At 71.5% G+C, this 17,580-nt stretch carries 18 protein-coding genes; 11 read left to right on the top strand and 7 right to left on the bottom strand.

Annotation, left to right across the window (positions count from 1 at the left end):
- Positions 1-45 precede the first annotated feature (45 nt).
- Both AB0K25_RS08630 and AB0K25_RS08625 read left to right on the top strand, forming a co-directional pair.
- Complete coding sequence (locus AB0K25_RS08630) at positions 46-999, top strand: tRNA (adenine-N1)-methyltransferase (RefSeq protein ID WP_219469942.1); 954 nt, start codon at positions 46-48, stop codon at positions 997-999.
- An 81-nt stretch (positions 1,000-1,080) separates the two neighbouring features.
- On the top strand, positions 1,081-1,653 hold the full coding sequence (locus AB0K25_RS08625; RefSeq protein WP_091239677.1) for a hypothetical protein: 573 nt from the start codon (positions 1,081-1,083) through the stop codon (positions 1,651-1,653).
- 109 nt (positions 1,654-1,762) lie between these two features.
- Here AB0K25_RS08625 and AB0K25_RS08620 read toward each other — a convergent pair whose 3' ends face one another.
- Entirely contained in the window at positions 1,763-2,059 is a 297-nt protein-coding gene (locus AB0K25_RS08620) for a ferredoxin (protein WP_208566160.1), read from the bottom strand.
- A gap of 177 nt (positions 2,060-2,236) precedes the next feature.
- Here AB0K25_RS08620 and arc point away from each other — a divergent pair, with 177 nt between their 5' ends.
- The 7 genes from arc to prcA all read left to right on the top strand — a co-directional run bounded on the left by arc (position 2,237) and on the right by prcA (position 10,500).
- The gene (gene arc, locus AB0K25_RS08615; protein ID WP_208566159.1) at positions 2,237-4,018 is read left to right on the top strand and encodes a proteasome ATPase; all 1,782 of its coding nucleotides are present in this window, start codon (positions 2,237-2,239) and stop codon (positions 4,016-4,018) included.
- Between the two features lie 151 nt (positions 4,019-4,169).
- Entirely contained in the window at positions 4,170-6,239 is a 2,070-nt protein-coding gene (locus tag AB0K25_RS08610; protein WP_363819296.1) for a hypothetical protein, read from the top strand.
- A gap of 58 nt (positions 6,240-6,297) precedes the next feature.
- Positions 6,298-7,815 carry a depupylase/deamidase Dop gene (gene dop / locus AB0K25_RS08605; protein ID WP_357017429.1) on the top strand — a complete coding sequence of 506 codons (1,518 nt, stop codon included), beginning with the start codon at positions 6,298-6,300 and terminating at the stop codon, positions 7,813-7,815.
- Positions 7,816-7,925: 110 nt separating this feature from the next.
- The gene (locus AB0K25_RS08600) at positions 7,926-8,138 is read left to right on the top strand and encodes a ubiquitin-like protein Pup (protein ID WP_204924405.1); all 213 of its coding nucleotides are present in this window, start codon (positions 7,926-7,928) and stop codon (positions 8,136-8,138) included.
- A gap of 22 nt (positions 8,139-8,160) precedes the next feature.
- Positions 8,161-8,847 (top strand): endonuclease VII domain-containing protein, encoded by a 687-nt coding sequence (locus AB0K25_RS08595; RefSeq protein ID WP_357533675.1) that lies wholly within the window; start codon positions 8,161-8,163, stop codon positions 8,845-8,847.
- Entirely contained in the window at positions 8,766-9,605 is an 840-nt protein-coding gene (gene prcB, locus AB0K25_RS08590) for a proteasome subunit beta (RefSeq protein WP_219461492.1), read from the top strand. Before AB0K25_RS08595 ends, prcB begins: the two co-directional genes overlap by 82 nt.
- 61 nt (positions 9,606-9,666) lie before the next feature.
- A complete protein-coding gene (gene prcA, locus AB0K25_RS08585; protein WP_363819292.1) occupies positions 9,667-10,500 on the top strand; it encodes a proteasome subunit alpha in 834 nt (277 codons plus the stop codon).
- 119 nt (positions 10,501-10,619) lie between these two features.
- Here the strand turns inward: prcA and AB0K25_RS08580 are convergent, their stop codons facing one another.
- Genes AB0K25_RS08580 through rfbB form a run of 6 tightly spaced genes read right to left on the bottom strand, consistent with a single transcriptional unit; the run spans position 10,620 to position 15,942 of the window.
- Entirely contained in the window at positions 10,620-11,648 is a 1,029-nt protein-coding gene (locus AB0K25_RS08580; RefSeq protein WP_363819289.1) for a glycosyltransferase family 2 protein, read from the bottom strand.
- Positions 11,649-12,959, bottom strand: a complete 1,311-nt coding sequence (locus AB0K25_RS08575; RefSeq protein WP_363819286.1) for a polysaccharide biosynthesis protein — start codon at positions 12,957-12,959, stop codon at positions 11,649-11,651.
- Positions 12,959-13,660, bottom strand: coding sequence for a glycosyltransferase family 2 protein (locus AB0K25_RS08570; RefSeq protein WP_145920205.1), 702 nt, complete (start codon positions 13,658-13,660; stop codon positions 12,959-12,961). Before AB0K25_RS08570 ends, AB0K25_RS08575 begins: the two co-directional genes overlap by 1 nt.
- Positions 13,653-14,060: a DUF2304 family protein gene (locus AB0K25_RS08565; protein WP_244251851.1), complete on the bottom strand. Its 408-nt coding sequence runs from the start codon at positions 14,058-14,060 to the stop codon at positions 13,653-13,655. The genes AB0K25_RS08570 and AB0K25_RS08565 overlap by 8 nt, the downstream gene beginning before the upstream one ends.
- Positions 14,057-14,944 (bottom strand): dTDP-4-dehydrorhamnose reductase, encoded by an 888-nt coding sequence (gene rfbD / locus AB0K25_RS08560; RefSeq protein ID WP_363819283.1) that lies wholly within the window; start codon positions 14,942-14,944, stop codon positions 14,057-14,059. The genes AB0K25_RS08565 and rfbD overlap by 4 nt, the downstream gene beginning before the upstream one ends.
- A complete protein-coding gene (gene rfbB / locus AB0K25_RS08555) occupies positions 14,941-15,942 on the bottom strand; it encodes a dTDP-glucose 4,6-dehydratase (protein ID WP_208566151.1) in 1,002 nt (333 codons plus the stop codon). The genes rfbD and rfbB overlap by 4 nt, the downstream gene beginning before the upstream one ends.
- Before the next feature lie 88 nt (positions 15,943-16,030).
- On the opposite strand from rfbB, the gene rfbA reads away from it, so the two are divergent.
- The gene (gene rfbA, locus AB0K25_RS08550) at positions 16,031-16,948 is read left to right on the top strand and encodes a glucose-1-phosphate thymidylyltransferase RfbA (protein WP_208566150.1); all 918 of its coding nucleotides are present in this window, start codon (positions 16,031-16,033) and stop codon (positions 16,946-16,948) included.
- Positions 16,945-17,568 (top strand): dTDP-4-dehydrorhamnose 3,5-epimerase, encoded by a 624-nt coding sequence (rfbC, locus tag AB0K25_RS08545; RefSeq protein ID WP_208566149.1) that lies wholly within the window; start codon positions 16,945-16,947, stop codon positions 17,566-17,568. The genes rfbA and rfbC overlap by 4 nt, the downstream gene beginning before the upstream one ends.
- Positions 17,569-17,580 lie beyond the last annotated feature (12 nt).

Genomic DNA, 17,580 nt, shown 5'->3' with positions numbered 1-17,580 from the left:
CTCCCGGCCCGCAACGGCACACCGACGCCCACCGCCCCAGCGGAGCTGCCCCCGGTGCACCGGGGACCGTTCCGCCCCGGTGACCGGGTGCAGCTGACCGACCCGAAGGGGAGGATGCACACCGTCACCCTGGAGCCCGGCAAGGAGTTCCACACCCACCGGGGCATCCTGGCGCACGACGCGTTGATCGGGCAGCCCGACGGCAGCGTGGTCAGCACCGCCGGCGGCGGGACGGCGTTCCTGGCGCTGCGTCCCCTGCTCTCGGACTACGTGCTGTCCATGCCGCGCGGCGCCCAGGTGATCTACCCGAAGGACTCGGCGCAGATCGTCGCCATGGGCGACGTCTTCCCCGGTGCCAAGGTGCTGGAGGCCGGTGCCGGCTCCGGGGCGCTGAGCTGCTCGCTGCTGCGCGCCGTCGGCACCGGCGGCGAGCTGCACTCCTACGAGGTGCGCGACGACTTCGCCCAGATCGCCCGGCGCAACGTGGAGGCGTTCTTCGGTGCGCCGCACCCGGCCTGGCGGTTGCACGTCGGCGACGTCGCCGACTGCCCGGAGACCGGGTTCGACCGGATCATCCTGGACATGCTCACCCCGTGGGAGACCCTGGACATGGTCGAGCGGGCGCTGCTGCCCGGCGGCGTGTTCATCGGCTACGTGGCGACCACCCCGCAGCTGTCCGAGCTGGTCGAGGCGCTGCGCGAGCGGGGCGGCTGGACCGAGCCGCGGGCCTGGGAGTCGCTGGTGCGCGACTGGCACGCCGAAGGGCTCGCCGTCCGCCCCGACCACCGGATGATCGCGCACACCGCGTTCCTGGTCTCCGCGCGTAAACTCGCTCCGGGTGTCACCGCCCCGCCGCGTCGCCGCAAGCCCAGCAAGGGCGCGGAGGCGTACGCCGAGCGCAAGCAGGCGCTGCGCGAGGCAGCGGCGGCCCGGGAGGCGGCGGCGCAGGCCACCGCAGCCGCGTCGGCCGCCGGAGCCGACGAGGTGGACCGGCCGTGACGGCGGAGCGGAGCAGCTGGGCGTGAACGGGCAGAACCCGACGGCCGGTGCGGGCCGACGGTGCGACCGCAGGGAGTGGGCATGAGTCGGCCGGGGTTCGGCGGCGGTGAACTGCCGGCCGTGTTCCCGGACTGGTCGCCGTACCAGGACCTGGAGTCGGCGGCGCGGGCCTACCTGCGTGACCCGGACATCGCCCTGGAGGCGCTCGGCGGGGTGCTGCGCGGCGCCTCGGTGCTCGGCTTCACCCTGGAACGCTTCGTCAACGAGGTCAACGGGGTATGGCAGGAGGTCGTCGTCTGCGACGGCAGCCGGCTGGTGCTCTGGCACGGCGAGGACGTGCCGCCGGGGGAGGGTCCCCCCGGGTCGATGACCTCGTCGCTGCGGGTGGTGCCGGTCTCCACCGTCACGGAGGTCGGCTGCCGACGCCGCTTGACCCGGGCCGACAACGGTGAGGTACGGGTCGACAGCATCGACGTCTACCTGCTGCTCACCTCACTGGACGAGGCCCCACCCGGCGACGAGATGGTCGGTGCGCCCCGGCACGACGCGCTGCGTTTCGGCAAGACCCTCGACGACGGCGGTGCCGGTCAGATCGCCCGGTTGGAGGAGTTCGCCCGCCTGGTCGCCTCGGTGGTCGGCCGTCCGCTGCTGTGACACCACCGCCGGGCCGGGGCGACGGTCGCCCGCCCCGGCCGCTCCGCCGACCGGCCCGCCCCGCCGGGTGTCGGCTGGCCGGGTGGCGGTGCGTTCTGTCGGGAAGTGGTCAGTCGTCCGCGGCCTCGGGGCCGGCCACCTCGACGCCGTCGCTGCCGCGTACCACGTGGATGCAGTCACCCGGGCACTCCTTCGCGGAGTCGATCACTTCCAGCCGCAGGTGTTCCGGCACGTCGACCCGGCTGCCGGGGGCCAGCCGCAGCTCACCGTCGGTGCCCTTGACGTACGCCAGGCCGTCGACGTCGAACTCGAAGACCTCCGGCGCGTACTGCACGCAGAGCCCGTCACCCGTGCAGAGATCCTGGTCCACCCAGACCTGCAACTGGTCGGTCGCGACGTCACTCACCCGGCACCCCCCATGTTCTCCCGTCCCACCCCACGAAGGTACCCGAACGGCCGGACCTGCCCCTCAGGCGTACCTTGGCGATCAAGGTTCAGTGACGAGGGCGTTGCGTGGGACCGAATCGGCCTCATAGCGGCTAGTGTTAGGGCAGAACGTTCAAGCCCCCCGGGGAGGTGGGACGTGGCACGCAGCGACGACGCGGACTCGCGCGCCGCACGGTGGGAGAAGGAGGCCCACGATCTCTCCACGCAGGTCGCGTTCCTTCAAGAGGAACTCGCTCTGGTGCGGCGCAAGTTGACCGAAAGCCCCCGACACGTCCGGCAGCTCGAAGAGCGGCTGGCGGCCACCCAGGCACAGTTGGCGCGGCTCACCGAGAACAACGACCGGCTCGTGAGCACCCTCAAAGAGGCTCGCGCGCAGATCGTGACGCTCAAGGAGGAGATCGACCGGCTGGCGCAGCCGCCGTCCGGCTACGGTGTCTTCCTCGCGCGACACGACGACGGCACGGTGGACATCTTCACCGGCGGACGCAAGCTCCGAGTAGCCGTCTCACCCTCACTGGACGCCGAGGAATTGCGGCGTGGCCAGGAGGTCCTGCTCAACGACGCGCTCAACATCGTCGACGCGTTCGGCTACGAGCGGGTCGGCGAGGTGGTGATGCTCAAGGAGATCCTCGCGGGTCCCGAGGGCAGCCCGGGCGACCGGGCGCTGGTGGTCTCGCACTCCGACGAGGAGCGCATCGTCCACCTGGCCGACACCCTGATCGGCACCGCGATCAGGGCCGGCGACTCGCTCATGATCGAGCCCCGCTCGGCGTACGCCTACGAGCGGATCCCGAAGAGCGAGGTCGAGGAGTTGGTGCTGGAGGAGGTGCCCGACGTCGACTACACCGACATCGGCGGCCTCCAGTCGCAGATCGAGCAGATCCGCGACGCGGTGGAGCTGCCCTTCCTGCACGCCGACCTGTTCCGCGAGCACCAGCTCCGGCCGCCGAAGGGCATCCTGCTCTACGGTCCGCCGGGCTGTGGCAAGACGCTCATCGCCAAGGCGGTGGCCAACTCGTTGGCCAAAAAGATCGCCGAGCGGCTGGGCAAGGACCGGCACACCAGCTTCTTCCTCAACATCAAGGGTCCGGAGCTGCTCAACAAGTACGTCGGTGAGACCGAGCGGCACATCCGGCTGATCTTCCAGCGGGCCCGGGAGAAGGCCGGGGAGGGCACCCCGGTCATCGTGTTCTTCGACGAGATGGACTCGATCTTCCGGACCCGTGGCTCCGGTGTCTCCTCCGACGTGGAGAACACCATCGTCCCGCAGCTGCTCAGCGAGATCGACGGTGTCGAGGGCCTGGAGAACGTCATCGTGATCGGCGCCTCCAACCGGGAGGACATGATCGATCCGGCCATCCTGCGCCCCGGCCGGCTCGACGTGAAGATCAAGATCGAGCGTCCGGACGCCGAGGCGGCCAAGGACATCTTCTCCAAGTACATCCTCGTCGGCCTGCCCCTGCACGCCGACGACCTGGCCGAGCACGGCGGCGAGCCCCAGGCCACCGTGGCCGCCATGATCGACGCGGTCGTGCTGCGGATGTACTCGGAAACCGAGGAGAACCGCTTCCTCGAGGTGACCTACGCCAACGGTGACAAGGAAGTCCTCTACTTCAAGGACTTCAACTCCGGCGCGATGATCCAGAACATCGTCGACCGGGGAAAGAAGATGGCGATCAAGGAGTTCCTCACCTCGGGGCGCAAGGGGCTGCGGTTGCAGCACCTGCTCGACGCCTGCGTCGACGAGTTCCGGGAGAACGAGGACCTGCCCAACACCACGAACCCGGACGACTGGGCCCGCATCTCCGGCAAGAAGGGCGAGCGGATCGTCTACATCCGCACGCTCGTCTCCGGCGGCAAGGGCACCGAGGCCGGCCGCTCCATCGAAACCGCCAGCAACACCGGCCAGTACCTCTGACCGGCCGACCGGACGGGCCCGCGACGCGACGCGTCGCGGGCCCGCTCGTGTACGTCACCCACTGTTAACCGCACCACCCCGCGTCGGGTGGGTGGAATGCCGGCCGCGTCGCTAGACTTCCCCGACCGCGTAGTCGACTCCGAGGAACCGCGTGCCGCCCGAGCTCACCGTCGCCGATCCGCCGCTGTCCCCGGCGGTGGATCAGACACCCCCCACCGTCGCGCCGCGCCGGCCGGCCCGCCGCTGGCGGTGGATCCCGCTCCTGCTCGCCGCGCTGGTCGCCGCATGGGCCGTACCCCTCGCCGGACACGCCCTGCACCGGGACTGGCTCCTGCCCCCGGTCGTGCTGATCGCCACGGCCAGCCTGCTGCGCGGCGGCCGTACCCTGCTCGACCGGCTGATGCTCGCCCTGGGCCTGCTGCTCGGCCTGACCGCGATCGGTGGCCTGGTCTTCCCGGTCTGGCCCTGGGGGATGCGGCCGGTGCCGCTCACCGGGACCGCCCTCACCGGGCTCGTCCTCGCCGCCGCCGTGCTACGCCGCCGCCCCCGGTTGCCCCGGCCCGGCTGGGCCGACCTGTTCCCGTTGGCCGGCGCCGCCGCCATGGTGGTCTACCTGCGGCAACCCTGGCAGCGAGCCACCGACCTCGCCGACCGGCTCACCGTCCTCGGCGCGGGCGAGGACAACTGGCGGCACCTGGCGCTGTTCGACGCCATGGGCCGCCTCGACGGCTACACCTTCGTCGACCCGGCCGCCGCCCGGGAGCAGATCACCGCCCAGCTCATCTACTATCCGCAGGGCTGGCACCTGGTCACCGCCCTGCTCGACGGCTTCCTGACCCCCACCGGGCCGCGCGTCGACGCCCTCGTCGCCCACTACTTCGGCTGGACCATCGCCGGCTTCGGACTGTTCACCCTCGTGCTGATCTGGGCAGCCCAACGGCTGGCCGGCCCGATCCACCTGCTGCACCGCACGGTGCTGACCGTGGTCGTCGGCGCGCTGGTGCTCGGCACCCAGCTGCCCCGCCTGCTCAACGCCGGCTACCCCACCGAGGTGCTCGGGCTGACCCTGACCGTCCTGATCGCCACCCTGGTCGCCCGGCCCGTCCCCGGCACCCGGGAGCAGGTCGTGCTGCTGTGCGCCCTGCTCGCCGCCGTCGGGTTCACCTACTACCTCTTCCTGCCCGCCGCCGCCGTGCTGGTCCTGTGCTGGGTGCTCACCCACTGGCGGGAGGCACTGCGCCGGTGGTTCACCGTGCTGACCGTCGGCCTGGCCGGCGCCACTCTCGCCCTGATCGCCCCGCTGCTCGGCGTGCTGCGGGCCGGGCAGACCGAGGCGCTGGTCATCGGCTCGTCCCAGGCCGTCGAGGGCTGGCGGGCGCTGATCTGGCTCGGCGGCATCGTCGGGGTGGCCCTGCTCGTCCAGGTCGCCCGCGCCGATCCGGCCTGGCGGCGCTGGCTGCTGGTCTGCGTCGTCGGCGCGGCCCTGCCGCTGACCATCGCGCAGATCAACACCGACGCCGGGGTGACCCCGGGCTACTACTTCGTCAAGGGCACCCACCTGGCCACCGCGTTGCTCATCGTCGGCACCGCCGGGGTGGTCCGGTTACTGCCGGTGCCCCGGCCCGCCCTGAGTTGGCGGGGGGCCGGCAGCACCACGGCGGGGGTGCTGGCCGCCGCACTCACCATGACGGTCGCGGTGGCGCTCTGCGGGGTCACCGGCTGGCACCGCAGCCTGCTCGTGGTCGACGAGCAGACCTGGGCGCAGCGGTGGGTCCACCAGGACCTCACCCTGCCGTCCAGAGTGGCCTGGGTGTGCGCCGACGCCCAACAGCGCTATCCCGAGGTGCCGGGCACCACCACCCTGGTCATCGACCGGGGGCCGATGCGGTCCTACCTGATCTCGCTGTGCCTGTCGGCCCTGCACGGCACCACGGCGGCCACCGATCCGGGCATCTACAGCCTGCCGTTCCTCGAACCGGACCGCACCGACATCATCGTCCGCCGGGTGGCCGGCCCCGTCCGGTTCATCACCTCCGACCCCAAGGGCGAACGTCGGGTACACCGGATGCTGCGCGACGAGCCCGCCTTGCGGCACCGGCTCAGCTGGGTGCCGTTGACGGTCCCCGAGTGCGACGTGGCCCCCTCCGACGAGCCGCCCCCGCCCACCCTGGAGACCGCCACTCCCGACCCGGCCGAAGCGGCGTGCCCCCTTCCCCGGTGAGGCGGACTACGCTCGACATGACGGCGGACCGGGTGAGGCGAGCGAAGCGGGTAGGTCGATGAGCGTCAGAAGGATCATGGGCACCGAGGTCGAGTACGGGATCTCCGTGCCCGGCCAGGCCGGAGCCAACCCGATGGTCACCTCGTCCCAGGTGGTCAACGCGTACGGCGCGCGCCCGGAACTCAACCGTGGCGGCCGGGCCCGCTGGGACTACGAGGAGGAGTCGCCGCTGCGCGACGCCCGGGGGTTCACCTACTCCGGGGCCGCCTACGACCCGGCGGAGGCGCTCGCCGACGAGGACCTCGGCCTGGCCAACGTGATACTCACCAACGGCGCCCGGCTCTACGTCGACCACGCACACCCGGAATACTCCACCCCCGAGGTGACCAACCCCCTCGACGTGGTGCGGTGGGACAAGGCGGGGGAGCGGGTGATGGCCGAGGCGGCCCGGCGGGCGGCCACCATCCCCGGCACCCAGCCGATCCACCTCTACAAGAACAACACCGACAACAAGGGCGCCAGCTACGGCGCGCACGAGAACTACCTGATGCGGCGGCAGACCCCCTTCGCCGACATCGTGGCGTACCTGACGCCGTTCTTCGTCACCCGGCAGATCGTCTGCGGCGCGGGCCGGGTCGGCATCGGGCAGGACGGCGGCCAGAGCGGCTTCCAGATCTCCCAGCGGGCGGACTTCTTCGAGGTCGAGGTGGGGTTGGAGACCACCCTCAAGCGGCCGATCATCAACACCCGCGACGAGCCGCACGCCGACGCCGACAAGTACCGCCGATTGCACGTCATCATCGGCGACGCCAACCTGTCGGAGATCTCCACCTACCTCAAGGTGGGCACCACCGCGCTGATCCTGACCATGATCGAGGAGAAGGCGCTCGGTGCCGACCTGGGCATCGCCGACCCGGTCGCCGAGCTGCGCGCGGTCAGCCACGACCCGTCGCTGACCCACCGGATGCGGTTGCGCGACGGCCGTCGGCTGACCGCCCTGGACCTGCAGTGGGCCTACTACGAGCGGGTGCGTTCCTTCGTGGAGGAGCGGTACGGCGCGGACGCCGACGCGCAGACCCTGGACGTGCTGGAGCGCTGGGAGCAGGTGCTGGACCGGCTGGGCCGCGACGTGTTCCTCTGCGCCGACGAGCTGGACTGGGTGGCCAAGCTGCGGCTGCTGGAGGGTTACCGGGAGCGGGAGAAGCTGGGCTGGGGCTCGCACAAGCTTCAGCTGGTCGACCTGCAGTATTCCGACGTCCGGCCGGAGAAGGGTCTCTACCACCGGCTGGTGACCCGGGGCTCGATGAAGACCCTGCTGGACGACGAGCAGACCCGCCGGGCGATGACCGAGCCGCCGGAGGACACCCGGGCCTACTTCCGGGGCCGCTGCCTGGCCCAGTACGCCTCCGAGGTGGTGGCGGCGAGCTGGGACTCGGTGATCTTCGACGTGGGTCGGGAGTCGCTGGTGCGGGTGCCGATGATGGAGCCGGAGCGGGGCACCCGCCAGCACGTCGGAGCGCTGTTCGACAGGTGCGACACCGCCAAGGATCTGCTGGAGACGCTGACCGGCGGCTGAGTCGACGCGGTGACGGCGGCCCGTCGTGCGTCGGATGCCGGCGCGCGACGGGCTTTTCGTCGTCTCCGCGAGGTAAGTTCATCGCAGACGATCGTGGAGGAGGCAGCGAGATGGCTTCACAAGAGGGCGGTCAGACCCAGTCGGGCAAGTCGCACCAGGCCGAGGAGATCGACGACGTCACCACCGAGGTCAATCCCGAGGTCGCCGAGCGGCACGCCGAGATCACCGAGGACGTCGACGACCTGCTCGACGAGATCGACTCGGTCCTGGAGGAGAACGCCGAGGAATTTGTGAGGGGTTATGTGCAGAAAGGGGGCGAATAGGGCATAAACGTTTAAATCGGACATGCCTGATCCGCTCGATGATCGAGAGGGATACCGTCGTTGCCGGGACTGCGATGAGTGGAAGCCGCTCGATGAGTTCTGCGCGAACAGCCGTCGGCCAGATGGCCGGGGTAGCTATTGCAAGCCTTGCTTCAACCTGCGTTCCAAGGTGAGCTATGCCAAGCGGACGAGAGAGAAGCATGGCCGGGAGGTTCGCCAACCACCTATGGTTCCGGATGGCCACCGTCGCTGCCCGACGTGTGGTGAGACGAAGGCGCTCGACGACTTTCCCCGTAACCGGTCGGGGCGTGGCGGCTACGGCCGATACTGCAAGCCCTGCCACAACGAGAAGGGTAAAGAGAGCAAGCTCCGGTTGCACGGCGGGTCTCGCGAGTACCACCTACGTCGCCGCTACGGGATCGGCGAGAAGGAGTTCCAGGAGCTGCTCGCCGAGCAGGGCGGCGTCTGTGCCGTCTGCGGGGTGGAAGATCCTCAACATGTGGACCACGATCACCGCACCGGATGGGTGCGCGGGATACTCTGCTTCAACTGCAACGGTGGTCTTGGCCAGTTCCGTGACAGTCCCACGAGGCTGGCCAGGGCGATCACGTACCTGAGAGGAACCACGTGGCAGCGGGCTTTGATCCATCCGGGCGTCTACCAGATGTGTTCACCAACGCGGGGACGTCCTCCTTCACGACCTTCCTGAGTCGGGTGGCCCCCGAGATGCTGCCCGGCCGACGGCCGCTACCGCCGGGCATGGCCGCCGACCTGGCGCCGCACGCCACCACCATCGTGGCCATCTCGGCCGTCGGTGGTGTGGTGCTGGCCGGCGACCGACGGGCCACCATGGGCAACCTGATCGCGCAGCGCGACATCGAGAAGGTGCACCCCGCCGACGCGTACTCGCTGGTCGGCATCGCCGGCACGGCGGGCATCGGCATCGAGCTGATGCGACTGTTCCAGGTGGAGCTGGAGCACTACGAGAAGATCGAGGGCGCGATGCTCTCCCTCGACGGCAAGGCCAACCGGCTCGCCTCGATGATCCGGGGCAACCTCGGCGCGGCCATGCAGGGGCTGGCGGTCGTGCCGCTCTTCGCCGGCTTCGACCTGGCCGCCCGGGACCCGGCCCGCGCCGGGCGGATCTTCAGCTTCGACGTCACCGGCGGCCCCTACGAGGAGACCGGCTACGACGCGATCGGCTCCGGTTCGCTCTTCGCCAAGTCCGCGCTCAAGAAGCGGTACCGCACCGGCGTGTCGATCGACGACGCGACCCGGCTCGCCGTCGAGGCGCTCTACGACGCCGCCGACGACGACACGGCCACCGGCGGGCCGGACCTGACCCGGCGGATCTACCCGGTGGTGATGACGGCGACCGCCGAGGGTACCCGCCGGCTCACCGAGGCCGAGACGGCCACCATCGCCGAGGCCGTCGTCGCCGGGCGGATGGAGAACCCGGGCGGCTGACGCCGTCCCACCCCCCACCAGCCCCAGTCGTCAGCACAGTGCCAGAAGGAGAACCGCCGCCGTGGCCATGCAGTTCTACGCCTCGCCCGAGCAGATCATGCGCGACCGCTCCGAGCTGGCCCGCAAGGGCATCGCCCGGGGGCGCAGCGCGGTGGTCCTGAGTTACACCGGCGGGGTGCTCTTCGTCGCGGAGAACCTCTCCAGCGCCCTGCACAAGGTCAGTGAGATCTACGACCGGATCGGCTTCGCCGCCGTCGGCCGGTACAACGAGTTCGAGAACCTGCGCCGCGCCGGGGTGCGGATGGCCGACCTCAACGGCCTGAGCTACGACCGGCGTGACGTGACCGGCCGGGCCCTGGCCAACGCGTTCGCGCAGACCCTGGGCGCGATCTTCACCGAGCAGTCCAAGCCGTTCGAGGTGGAGATCTGCGTGGCGCAGGTGGGTGCCACGGTCGAGGAGGACGAGCTGTACCGGCTCACCTACGACGGTTCGGTCAACGACGAGCCGGGCCGGATGGCGATGGGCGGTCAGGCCGAGGCGATCACCGGCGTGCTCAAGGCCGAGCACCGCCCCGACCTGTCGCTCAGCGAGGCGGTCAGGGTGGCGATGAAGGCGCTGAGCAGCGTCGGCGGCGAGGGCGGCGCGGCCCGGACGATCGCCCCCAACCAGCTCGAGGTGGCGGTCCTGGACCGTGCCCGGGTGGGGCGTACCTTCCGACGGATCACCGGCGCGGCGCTGACCGCGCTGCTGGAGGGTGACGCGGCGGGTGACGCCGCGCCGGCCGACAGCCAGGCCAAGACCCCGACGGTGCCGACCGAGGAGGCGCACAAGCCCACCACGTCGGCGGGTTCGGCCGACCTGGAGGGCCAGCCCCAGGAGAAGCCGGAAGCGTGACGGCGACACGCGCAGGGGCCGGGGTGCACACCCCGGCCCCTGCGCGTGGGTGCCATCCGCCGCAGTCCGTGTCGACCCACCCGCCGCCGGTGCCCTGCGGCACGGCGGCGGCGTGACTGTCAGGCCCTGCGCAGCAGCGGCCTGGCCAGGGCCCAGTAGCCGGCGGCGATGACGTTGAAGATGCTCATCCCGGGCGGCGACTCGACGTTCGACGGGTCGACCTTGGCGGTCATCAGCTCGGCGATGACGCCGTCGGGGACCATCCGCTCCTGCTGGAGCTGGCGACGCCGGGCCCGCACCCAGGCCCGGTTGGTCCACAGCCAACCCCAGCCGCGCGCCTTCTCCCGGCTCCAGCCGCCGAGCAGCGCGGCCACCAGCATCGCCGCCTCGGTCAGCAGCAGCATCGGGGCGAGCACCACCAGCGTCCGCGTCTCGTACGCGGTGAGCAGCGAGATCAGGCGGTTGCGTTCCAGCAGGTAGTGCTTGAGCTTGTTGCGGGAGAACTCGTAGTGGTGCACCACCACGGCGTCCGGGACGTACTCCTGGCGTAGTCCGCGCTGCCACAACCGCAGGCTGATCTCGGTGTCCTCGTGGTAGGCGAAGTACTCGGCGGCGAAGCCGTCCAGCTCCCGCCAGAGCGCCCGGTTGATCACGAAGCAGCAGCCGCTGATCGACGGCACCGTGGTCCGCCGGGCGTGCGCGCTGGCGGGCTGGCCGTTGCCGCCGGCCCAGGACAGCCCGATGTAGTGCAGCGGGTTGCCGGAGGTGTTGATCAGGTCGGGGTTCTCGGCGAGCCGGATCGAGGCCATCACCGCGCCCACGCCCGGCTCACCGGCCACCGCCACCGTCCGGGCCAGCGCGTCGGGGGCGACGACGGCGTCGGAGTTGACGAAGGCCAGCCACTCACCGGTGGCCTCGGCGGCGCCGACCCGGCAGCCGCCGGAGTAGCCGGTGTTCTGCTCCGGCCGGACCACCCGTACCCCGGCGAAGCCCTTGACCACGTCGATGCCGTCACCGGTGCAGCCGTTGTCGACCACGATCAGCTCGATCTCGACGTCGGTGCTGGCCAGCACGGCGCGGGCGGCGTCGACCAGGTAGGGCTCGGCACCGTAGGCGAGCATCACCGCGGACACCTGGGGGCGGGACATCTACAGACCTCCGGAGACGCCGGGGGCCACCACGTCGTCGAGCGGCCGGCCGGGGGTGGGGGTGGCCGGGCGGGCACCCCGGCGCAGCAGCAGGACGGCCATGGTGGCGGCCACCACGACGGAGCCGACGGCGTAGGCCAGTTCGACGCGGAGCGCGACGGGGGCCGGGACGGCCGTGACGGCGAGCAGGGCGGCCACCCCGATCGTCCACGACACGGCCTGGGCGCGGTGCCGGTCGAGGGCGAGCAGCGCCTGCCCGAGCACCATCGCCCACAGGTAGGCGAGGGTGCCGACGGCCAGCCAGGCGAAGTCGCCGTGGCCGAGCACGCCGGGGGCGTCGAAGAGCCGGTGCACCAGCCACGGGCCGAGCGCCACCGCGCCGATCGCCCCGGCGACACCGAGGGCGGTGACCACGCCGAGCGCCCGGCGCAGCAGGCGGTGGAAAGCGACCACGTCGCCGGTGGTGGCGGTGGTGGCCAGGCCGGGCAGCAGCGACGCCTGCATCGAGCCGAAGACGAACAGCGGGATCCGGACCAGCACCAGGGCGGAGAGCAGCGCACCGGCGGTCGCCACGTCGGCCGGGTCGAGCAGCCGGACGTTGATCACGCCGATGTTGACCACGACCTGGGAGAGCAGGCTGGAGACGGTGAGCAGGCCGAGGCCGCGCAGCAGGGTGCCCCAGGCCACCGGGAGGCCGCCGCCGACGGCCCGCAGTACCGGCGGGAGGGTCACCAGCACCGACAGCAGCGGGGCGACGACCAGCACCGCGCCGTACCAGACCGGGTCGGTGACGCCGCTGACGCCGAGGCCGGCGACCAGCGCGATGCGTACCCCGCCGTCGACGCCGAGCTGGGTGCCGTACCAGGGGAAGAGTTGCAGGCCGGACAGCACGCCCCGGGTGGTGTACGCGACGGCCATCGCGACCAGCGCGCCGATCAGCACGGCGACCATCGTGTCGTCGCCGGCGAAGAGCCGGTCGGTGAGCGCCTGGCGCCCGACGAGGGTGGCCACGACCAGCACCGCCAGCACGGCGGCGGCGACGGTGGCTCCCCGGGCCAGCACCGGGCCGGGGGGCAGCCCCTGGCTGCGGCGGGCGGCGACGACCCGGGCCACCTCCTGCTCGACGGGGATGAACACGCCGATGCCGAGGGTGAACACGATCGACCAGAGCACCGACAGTGAGGAGTAGTCGGCGCGGTCGAGGGCGTGCCCGGCGACCGCGAGGTGCACGTAGGAGGCGAGCCCGAGCAGGGCGAGCCCGCCTCCGACGGCGACGGTGCCGGGCGGGACGAGATGGAGCAGCCGCCGCATCACCGGCGGATGAGCGCCAGCGTGAGCACCGCGAAGGCCCGACCCAGGTAGATCATCGCCTTGGCGGGGGAGTGGCTGGGGGTGCCGGCCATCCGTTTGCGCATGGCCACCGGCACCTGACGGATGCGGTAGCCGCGCCGGGCGGTGTGCACCAGGGTCTCCACCGTGTCGCCGAGGTACTCCGCCGGGTACCAGCCGGCGAACATCTCGATGACCCGCCGGTTGGCGGCCCGGAACCCGGACGTGGTGTCGGTCAGCCGGGTCTTGGCCACCCGGGAGAGCACCCCGGACAGCATGACCATCGCCCAGCGGCGGGGCCCGCGCACCGAGTAGTCGCCCTCACCGGCGAACCGGGCGCCGATGACCAGGTCGTTGTCGTCGAGCAGGTCGACCAGCTTGGGCACGTAGCGGGGGTCGTGCTGGCCGTCGGCGTCGATCTGGATCGCCACGTCGTAGTCGTTGTCCCGGGCGTAGCGGTAGCCGAGCCGCATCGCCCCGCCCACCCCGAGGTTGTACGGCAGCTTCGCGACTCGGGCCCCGGCGGCGGCGGCCACGGCGGCGGTGCGGTCGGTGGAGCCGTCGTCGACCACCAACACGTCGACGCCGGGCAGTTCGCCCCGGACCTCGCCGACCACGTCGGCGATCGACCCGGACTCGTTGAGCGCCGGGATGATGATCAGGACACGCTTGCCGTTAACCATCGTGGGACACCAGTTCGTCTCGGTTGGCTGCGGTGAGCTGCGCGTCCTGGGCGAGCCGGGCGGCGCGTTCCGCGTCGATCTGCGCGCGGAGCAGGGCGAAGTCCTCGGCCAGGGTGCGGGTCTCCTCCTCCAGCGCGCTGACCTCCCAGCTCAGGTGCACGCAGACCAGCAGCAGGAAGACGATGCCGAGGAACAGCACGAGGCTGACGCCGGAGACCACGCCGAAGAAGCCGGCCACGTTGTCGAGCAGCCGGGGGAACAGCGACAACGGGATGACGATGACCAGCACGCCGAGCCAGAGCATGCCGTACTTCTCGCGGAGCTGCCGGCGGCGCAGCAGCTCGACGATGGTGGCGAGCAGGATCAGGCCGGTCAGACCGGTGACGAGGGTGAGCTTCATGCGACCTTCCACGGGGTGGGTGCAGTCGGGGAGGCGAAGGCGTCGGACAGCGCGTCGTGCCAGTCCGGCAGCGGGGGCAGGCCGGCCTCGGCCCACCGGTCGTGCCCTAGCACACTGTACGCGGGTCGCGCGGCCGGACGCGGAAACCGGTCGCTGGTGGTGGGTCGGACCCGGTCGGGGTCGAGCCCGGCCAGCGTGAAGGCGGCGCGGGCCAGCCCGTACCAGGTGGTCTGGCCGGTGCAGGTGCCGTGGTAGGTGCCGGCGGGGGCCCGGTCGGCCAGGGCCGCGTCGGCGAGTGCGACCAGCCGGGTGGCCAGCGCGTACGACCAGGTGGGTTGGCCGTGCTGGTCGTCGACCACGTCGAGGTGTTCCCGGGTGGCGGCCAGGCCGAGCATGGTGGTGACGAAGTTGCGCCCGTGTGCCCCGTAGAGCCAGGCGGTCCGCACCAGGTAGCCGGTTTCGGGGAGGAATCGGACCACGGCCCGCTCCCCGGCGAGCTTGCTGCGGCCGTACGCGTTGATCGGGTCGGTGGGGGCGTCCTCGGCGTAGGGGGTGTCGGCGTCACCGGCGAAGACGTAGTCGGTGGAGACGTGCAGCAGCCGCGCGCCGTGCCCGGCGCAGGCGCGGGCCAGGTGGGCCACCCCGTCGCCGTTGATCGCGGTGGCCGCCGCCTCGTCCCGCTCGGCGCCGTCGACGTCGGTCCACGCGGCGGCGTTGAGCACCACGTCGTGCCCGGCGATCGCGGCCCGGACCGCCTCGGCGTCGGTGATGTCGAGGTCGGTGCGGGTGGCGGCGGTCACCTTGAGGTCGCTGCGGGTGGCCAGCACGGTGAGCAGGTCCCGGCCGAGCATGCCGCCCGCGCCGGTGACGAGTACCCGGGTCATGCGGCAGGCGCCGTCTTCAGCGGCTCCCACCAGGCCCGGTTGTCCCGGTACCAGGCGACGGTCTGGGCCAGGCCCTCGTCGAGGCCGATGCTCGGGGCGTACCCCAGCTCGGTGTTGATCTTGCTGATGTCCAGCGAGTAGCGGCGGTCGTGGCCCTTGCGGTCGGTCACCGGGACGACCCGGTCCCAGCCGGCGTCGCACGCCTCCAGCAGCCGCCCGGTCAGCTCCTTGTTGCTCAGCTCGGTGCCGCCGCCGATGTGGTAGACCTCACCGGCGCGGCCGGCGTGCGCCACCATCGCGATGCCCCGGCAGTGGTCGTGCACGTGCAGCCAGTCACGCACGTTGCCGCCGTCGCCGTAGAGCGGCACCGTGCCGCCGTCGAGCAGGTTGGTCACGAACAACGGGACGACCTTCTCCGGGAACTGGTACGGCCCGTAGTTGTTGGAGCAGCGGGTCACCACCACGTCCATCCCGTGGGTCCGGTGGTAGGCCAGCGCCAGCAGGTCGGACCCGGCCTTCGAGGCCGAGTACGGCGAGTTCGGGGCCAGCGGCCAGGTCTCCGTCCAGGAGCCGGAGTCGATCGAGCCGTACACCTCGTCGGTGGAGACGTGCACGAACCGGCCGGTGCCGTGCCGCAGCGCGGCGTCCAGCAGGGTCTGGGTGCCCAGCACGTTGGTGGTGACGAACGGGGCGGCCCCGGCGATCGACCGGTCGACGTGCGACTCGGCGGCGAAGTGCACGATCACGTCCTGGCCGGCGACGACCTCGTCGACCGTCGCCGGGTCGCAGATGTCGCCCCGGACGAACCGCAGCCGGGGGTCCTCGCGCACCGGGGCGAGGTTGTCCAGGTTGCCGGAGTAGGTCAGCTTGTCCAGCACGGTCACCGTCGCGGGTTCGACCGCGGGCACGCCGGACGCGTCACCGCCGGGCACACCCAGCAGCATCCGTACGTACTCCGACCCGATGAATCCGGCTCCGCCGGTGACGAGAATCCTCACGGGGACGGAAGTGTACGCGCATCGGCCCGCCGACCCGGGGACCGTGACCCCGGTGTCCGGTTCGCGCCGGTCCCGGTAGGCTCCCCCGGTGCGTGGAATCCTTCTCGCTGGTGGCACCGGGTCCCGGCTGTGGCCGATCACCCGCGCGGTGTCCAAGCAACTGATGCCGATCTTCGACAAGCCGATGGTCTACTACCCGCTGTCGACGCTGGTGATGTCCGGGGTACGGGAGATCCTGGTGATCACCACCCCGGAGGACCAGGACCAGTTCCAGCGGCTGCTCGGCGACGGCAGCCAGTGGGGGCTGCGGCTGGAGTACGTCGCCCAGGCCCGCCCGGACGGCATCGCGCAGGCGTTCGTGCTCGGCGCGGACTTCATCGGCGACGACTCGGTGGCGCTGGTGCTGGGCGACAACATCTTCCACGGCGTCGGCCTCGGCCGGCAGTTGGCCGACAACGGCGACCTGGTCGGCGGGCGGGTCTTCGCCTACCCGGTCGCCAACCCCGAGGCGTACGGGGTGGTCGACTTCGACGCCGACGGCCGGGTGCTGTCGATCGAGGAGAAGCCGGCCCGGCCGAAGTCCCGCTACGCGGTGCCGGGCCTGTACTTCTACGACAACCGGGTGGTCGAGATCGCCGGCAACCTCACCCCGAGCGCCCGGGGCGAGTTGGAGATCACCGCGGTCAACGAGGCGTACCGGCGGGCCGGTGAGCTGTCGGTGACCGTGCTGGACCGGGGCACCGCCTGGCTGGACACCGGCACCTTCACCTCGATGATGCAGGCCGGCGAGTTCGTCCGGGTGATCGAGGAACGGCAGGGCATGAAGATCGGCTGCGTCGAGGAGGTCTGCTGGCGAGCCGGCCTGCTCGACGACGAGCAGCTGCGCGCCCTGGCCGAGCCGCTGACCAAGAGCGGCTACGGTGACTACCTGCTGGGCCTGCTGGCCGACAAGCACGACGAGGCGGTGCTGCGCGCGGCCCAGTCGGTAACGGAGGGGGTGCGGTGAAGATTCGCCCGCTGAGCATCGAGGGCGCCTGGGAGGTCACCCCGCAGCAGCACGGTGACCCGCGCGGCCTGTTCATGGAGTGGTACCGGTTCGACCAGCTCGCCGAGGCGGTGGGGCACCCGCTGCGGCTGGCCCAGGCCAACCTGTCGATCTCCGGCCGGGGTGTGGTGCGCGGCATCCACTTCGCCGACGTCCCGCCCGGCCAGGCCAAGTACGTCACCTGCGTCCGGGGCGCGGTGCTCGACGTGGTGGTGGACCTGCGCACCGGTTCGCCGACCTTCGGCCGCTGGGAGGGCGTCCGGTTGGACGACACCGACCGGCGGGCGGTCTATCTGGCCGAGGGGCTGGGGCACGGTTTCTGCGCGTTGAGCGACGACGCGACCCTGACCTACCTCTGCTCGACCACCTACAACCCGACCGGGGAACACGCCGTGCACCCGCTCGACCCGGAGTTGGGCATCGAGTGGCCGGCCGAGGTGCCGCAACTGTCCGCCCGCGACGCGGCGGCGCCGACGTTGGCGCAGGTCCGCGCGGCGGGGACGCTGCCGGACTACGCCGCCTGCCGGGCGTTCGTGGCCGGGCTGGGGCCGGACGGAATGTCGTACTCGGACGGGATCTGAGCGACCGAAGCG

Origin of the sequence: Micromonospora sp. NPDC049257, from assembly GCF_040678915.1 — a bacterium.
In the GTDB taxonomy this organism is placed as follows: domain Bacteria; phylum Actinomycetota; class Actinomycetes; order Mycobacteriales; family Micromonosporaceae; genus Micromonospora; species Micromonospora antibiotica.
The sequence above is the reverse complement of the archived record's forward strand: the minus strand, read 5'-3'. Positions and strand labels throughout refer to the sequence as shown.

What these genes read in the sequence shown, in the direction of transcription:
- AB0K25_RS08570 (WP_145920205.1), bottom strand. Translation starts at nt 13,660, where the DNA reads ATGGTTAACGGCAAGCGTGTCCTGATCATCATCCCGGCGCTCAACGAG.
- AB0K25_RS08580 (WP_363819289.1), bottom strand. Translation starts at nt 11,648, where the DNA reads ATGTCCCGCCCCCAGGTGTCCGCGGTGATGCTCGCCTACGGTGCCGAG.
- AB0K25_RS08600 (WP_204924405.1), top strand. Translation starts at nt 7,926, where the DNA reads ATGGCTTCACAAGAGGGCGGTCAGACCCAGTCGGGCAAGTCGCACCAG.
- rfbD (WP_363819283.1), bottom strand. Translation starts at nt 14,944, where the DNA reads ATGACCCGGGTACTCGTCACCGGCGCGGGCGGCATGCTCGGCCGGGAC.
- dop (WP_357017429.1), top strand. Translation starts at nt 6,298, where the DNA reads ATGAGCGTCAGAAGGATCATGGGCACCGAGGTCGAGTACGGGATCTCC.
- AB0K25_RS08625 (WP_091239677.1), top strand. Translation starts at nt 1,081, where the DNA reads ATGAGTCGGCCGGGGTTCGGCGGCGGTGAACTGCCGGCCGTGTTCCCG.
- AB0K25_RS08565 (WP_244251851.1), bottom strand. Translation starts at nt 14,060, where the DNA reads ATGAAGCTCACCCTCGTCACCGGTCTGACCGGCCTGATCCTGCTCGCC.
- AB0K25_RS08595 (WP_357533675.1), top strand. Translation starts at nt 8,161, where the DNA reads ATGCCTGATCCGCTCGATGATCGAGAGGGATACCGTCGTTGCCGGGAC.
- AB0K25_RS08575 (WP_363819286.1), bottom strand. Translation starts at nt 12,959, where the DNA reads ATGCGGCGGCTGCTCCATCTCGTCCCGCCCGGCACCGTCGCCGTCGGA.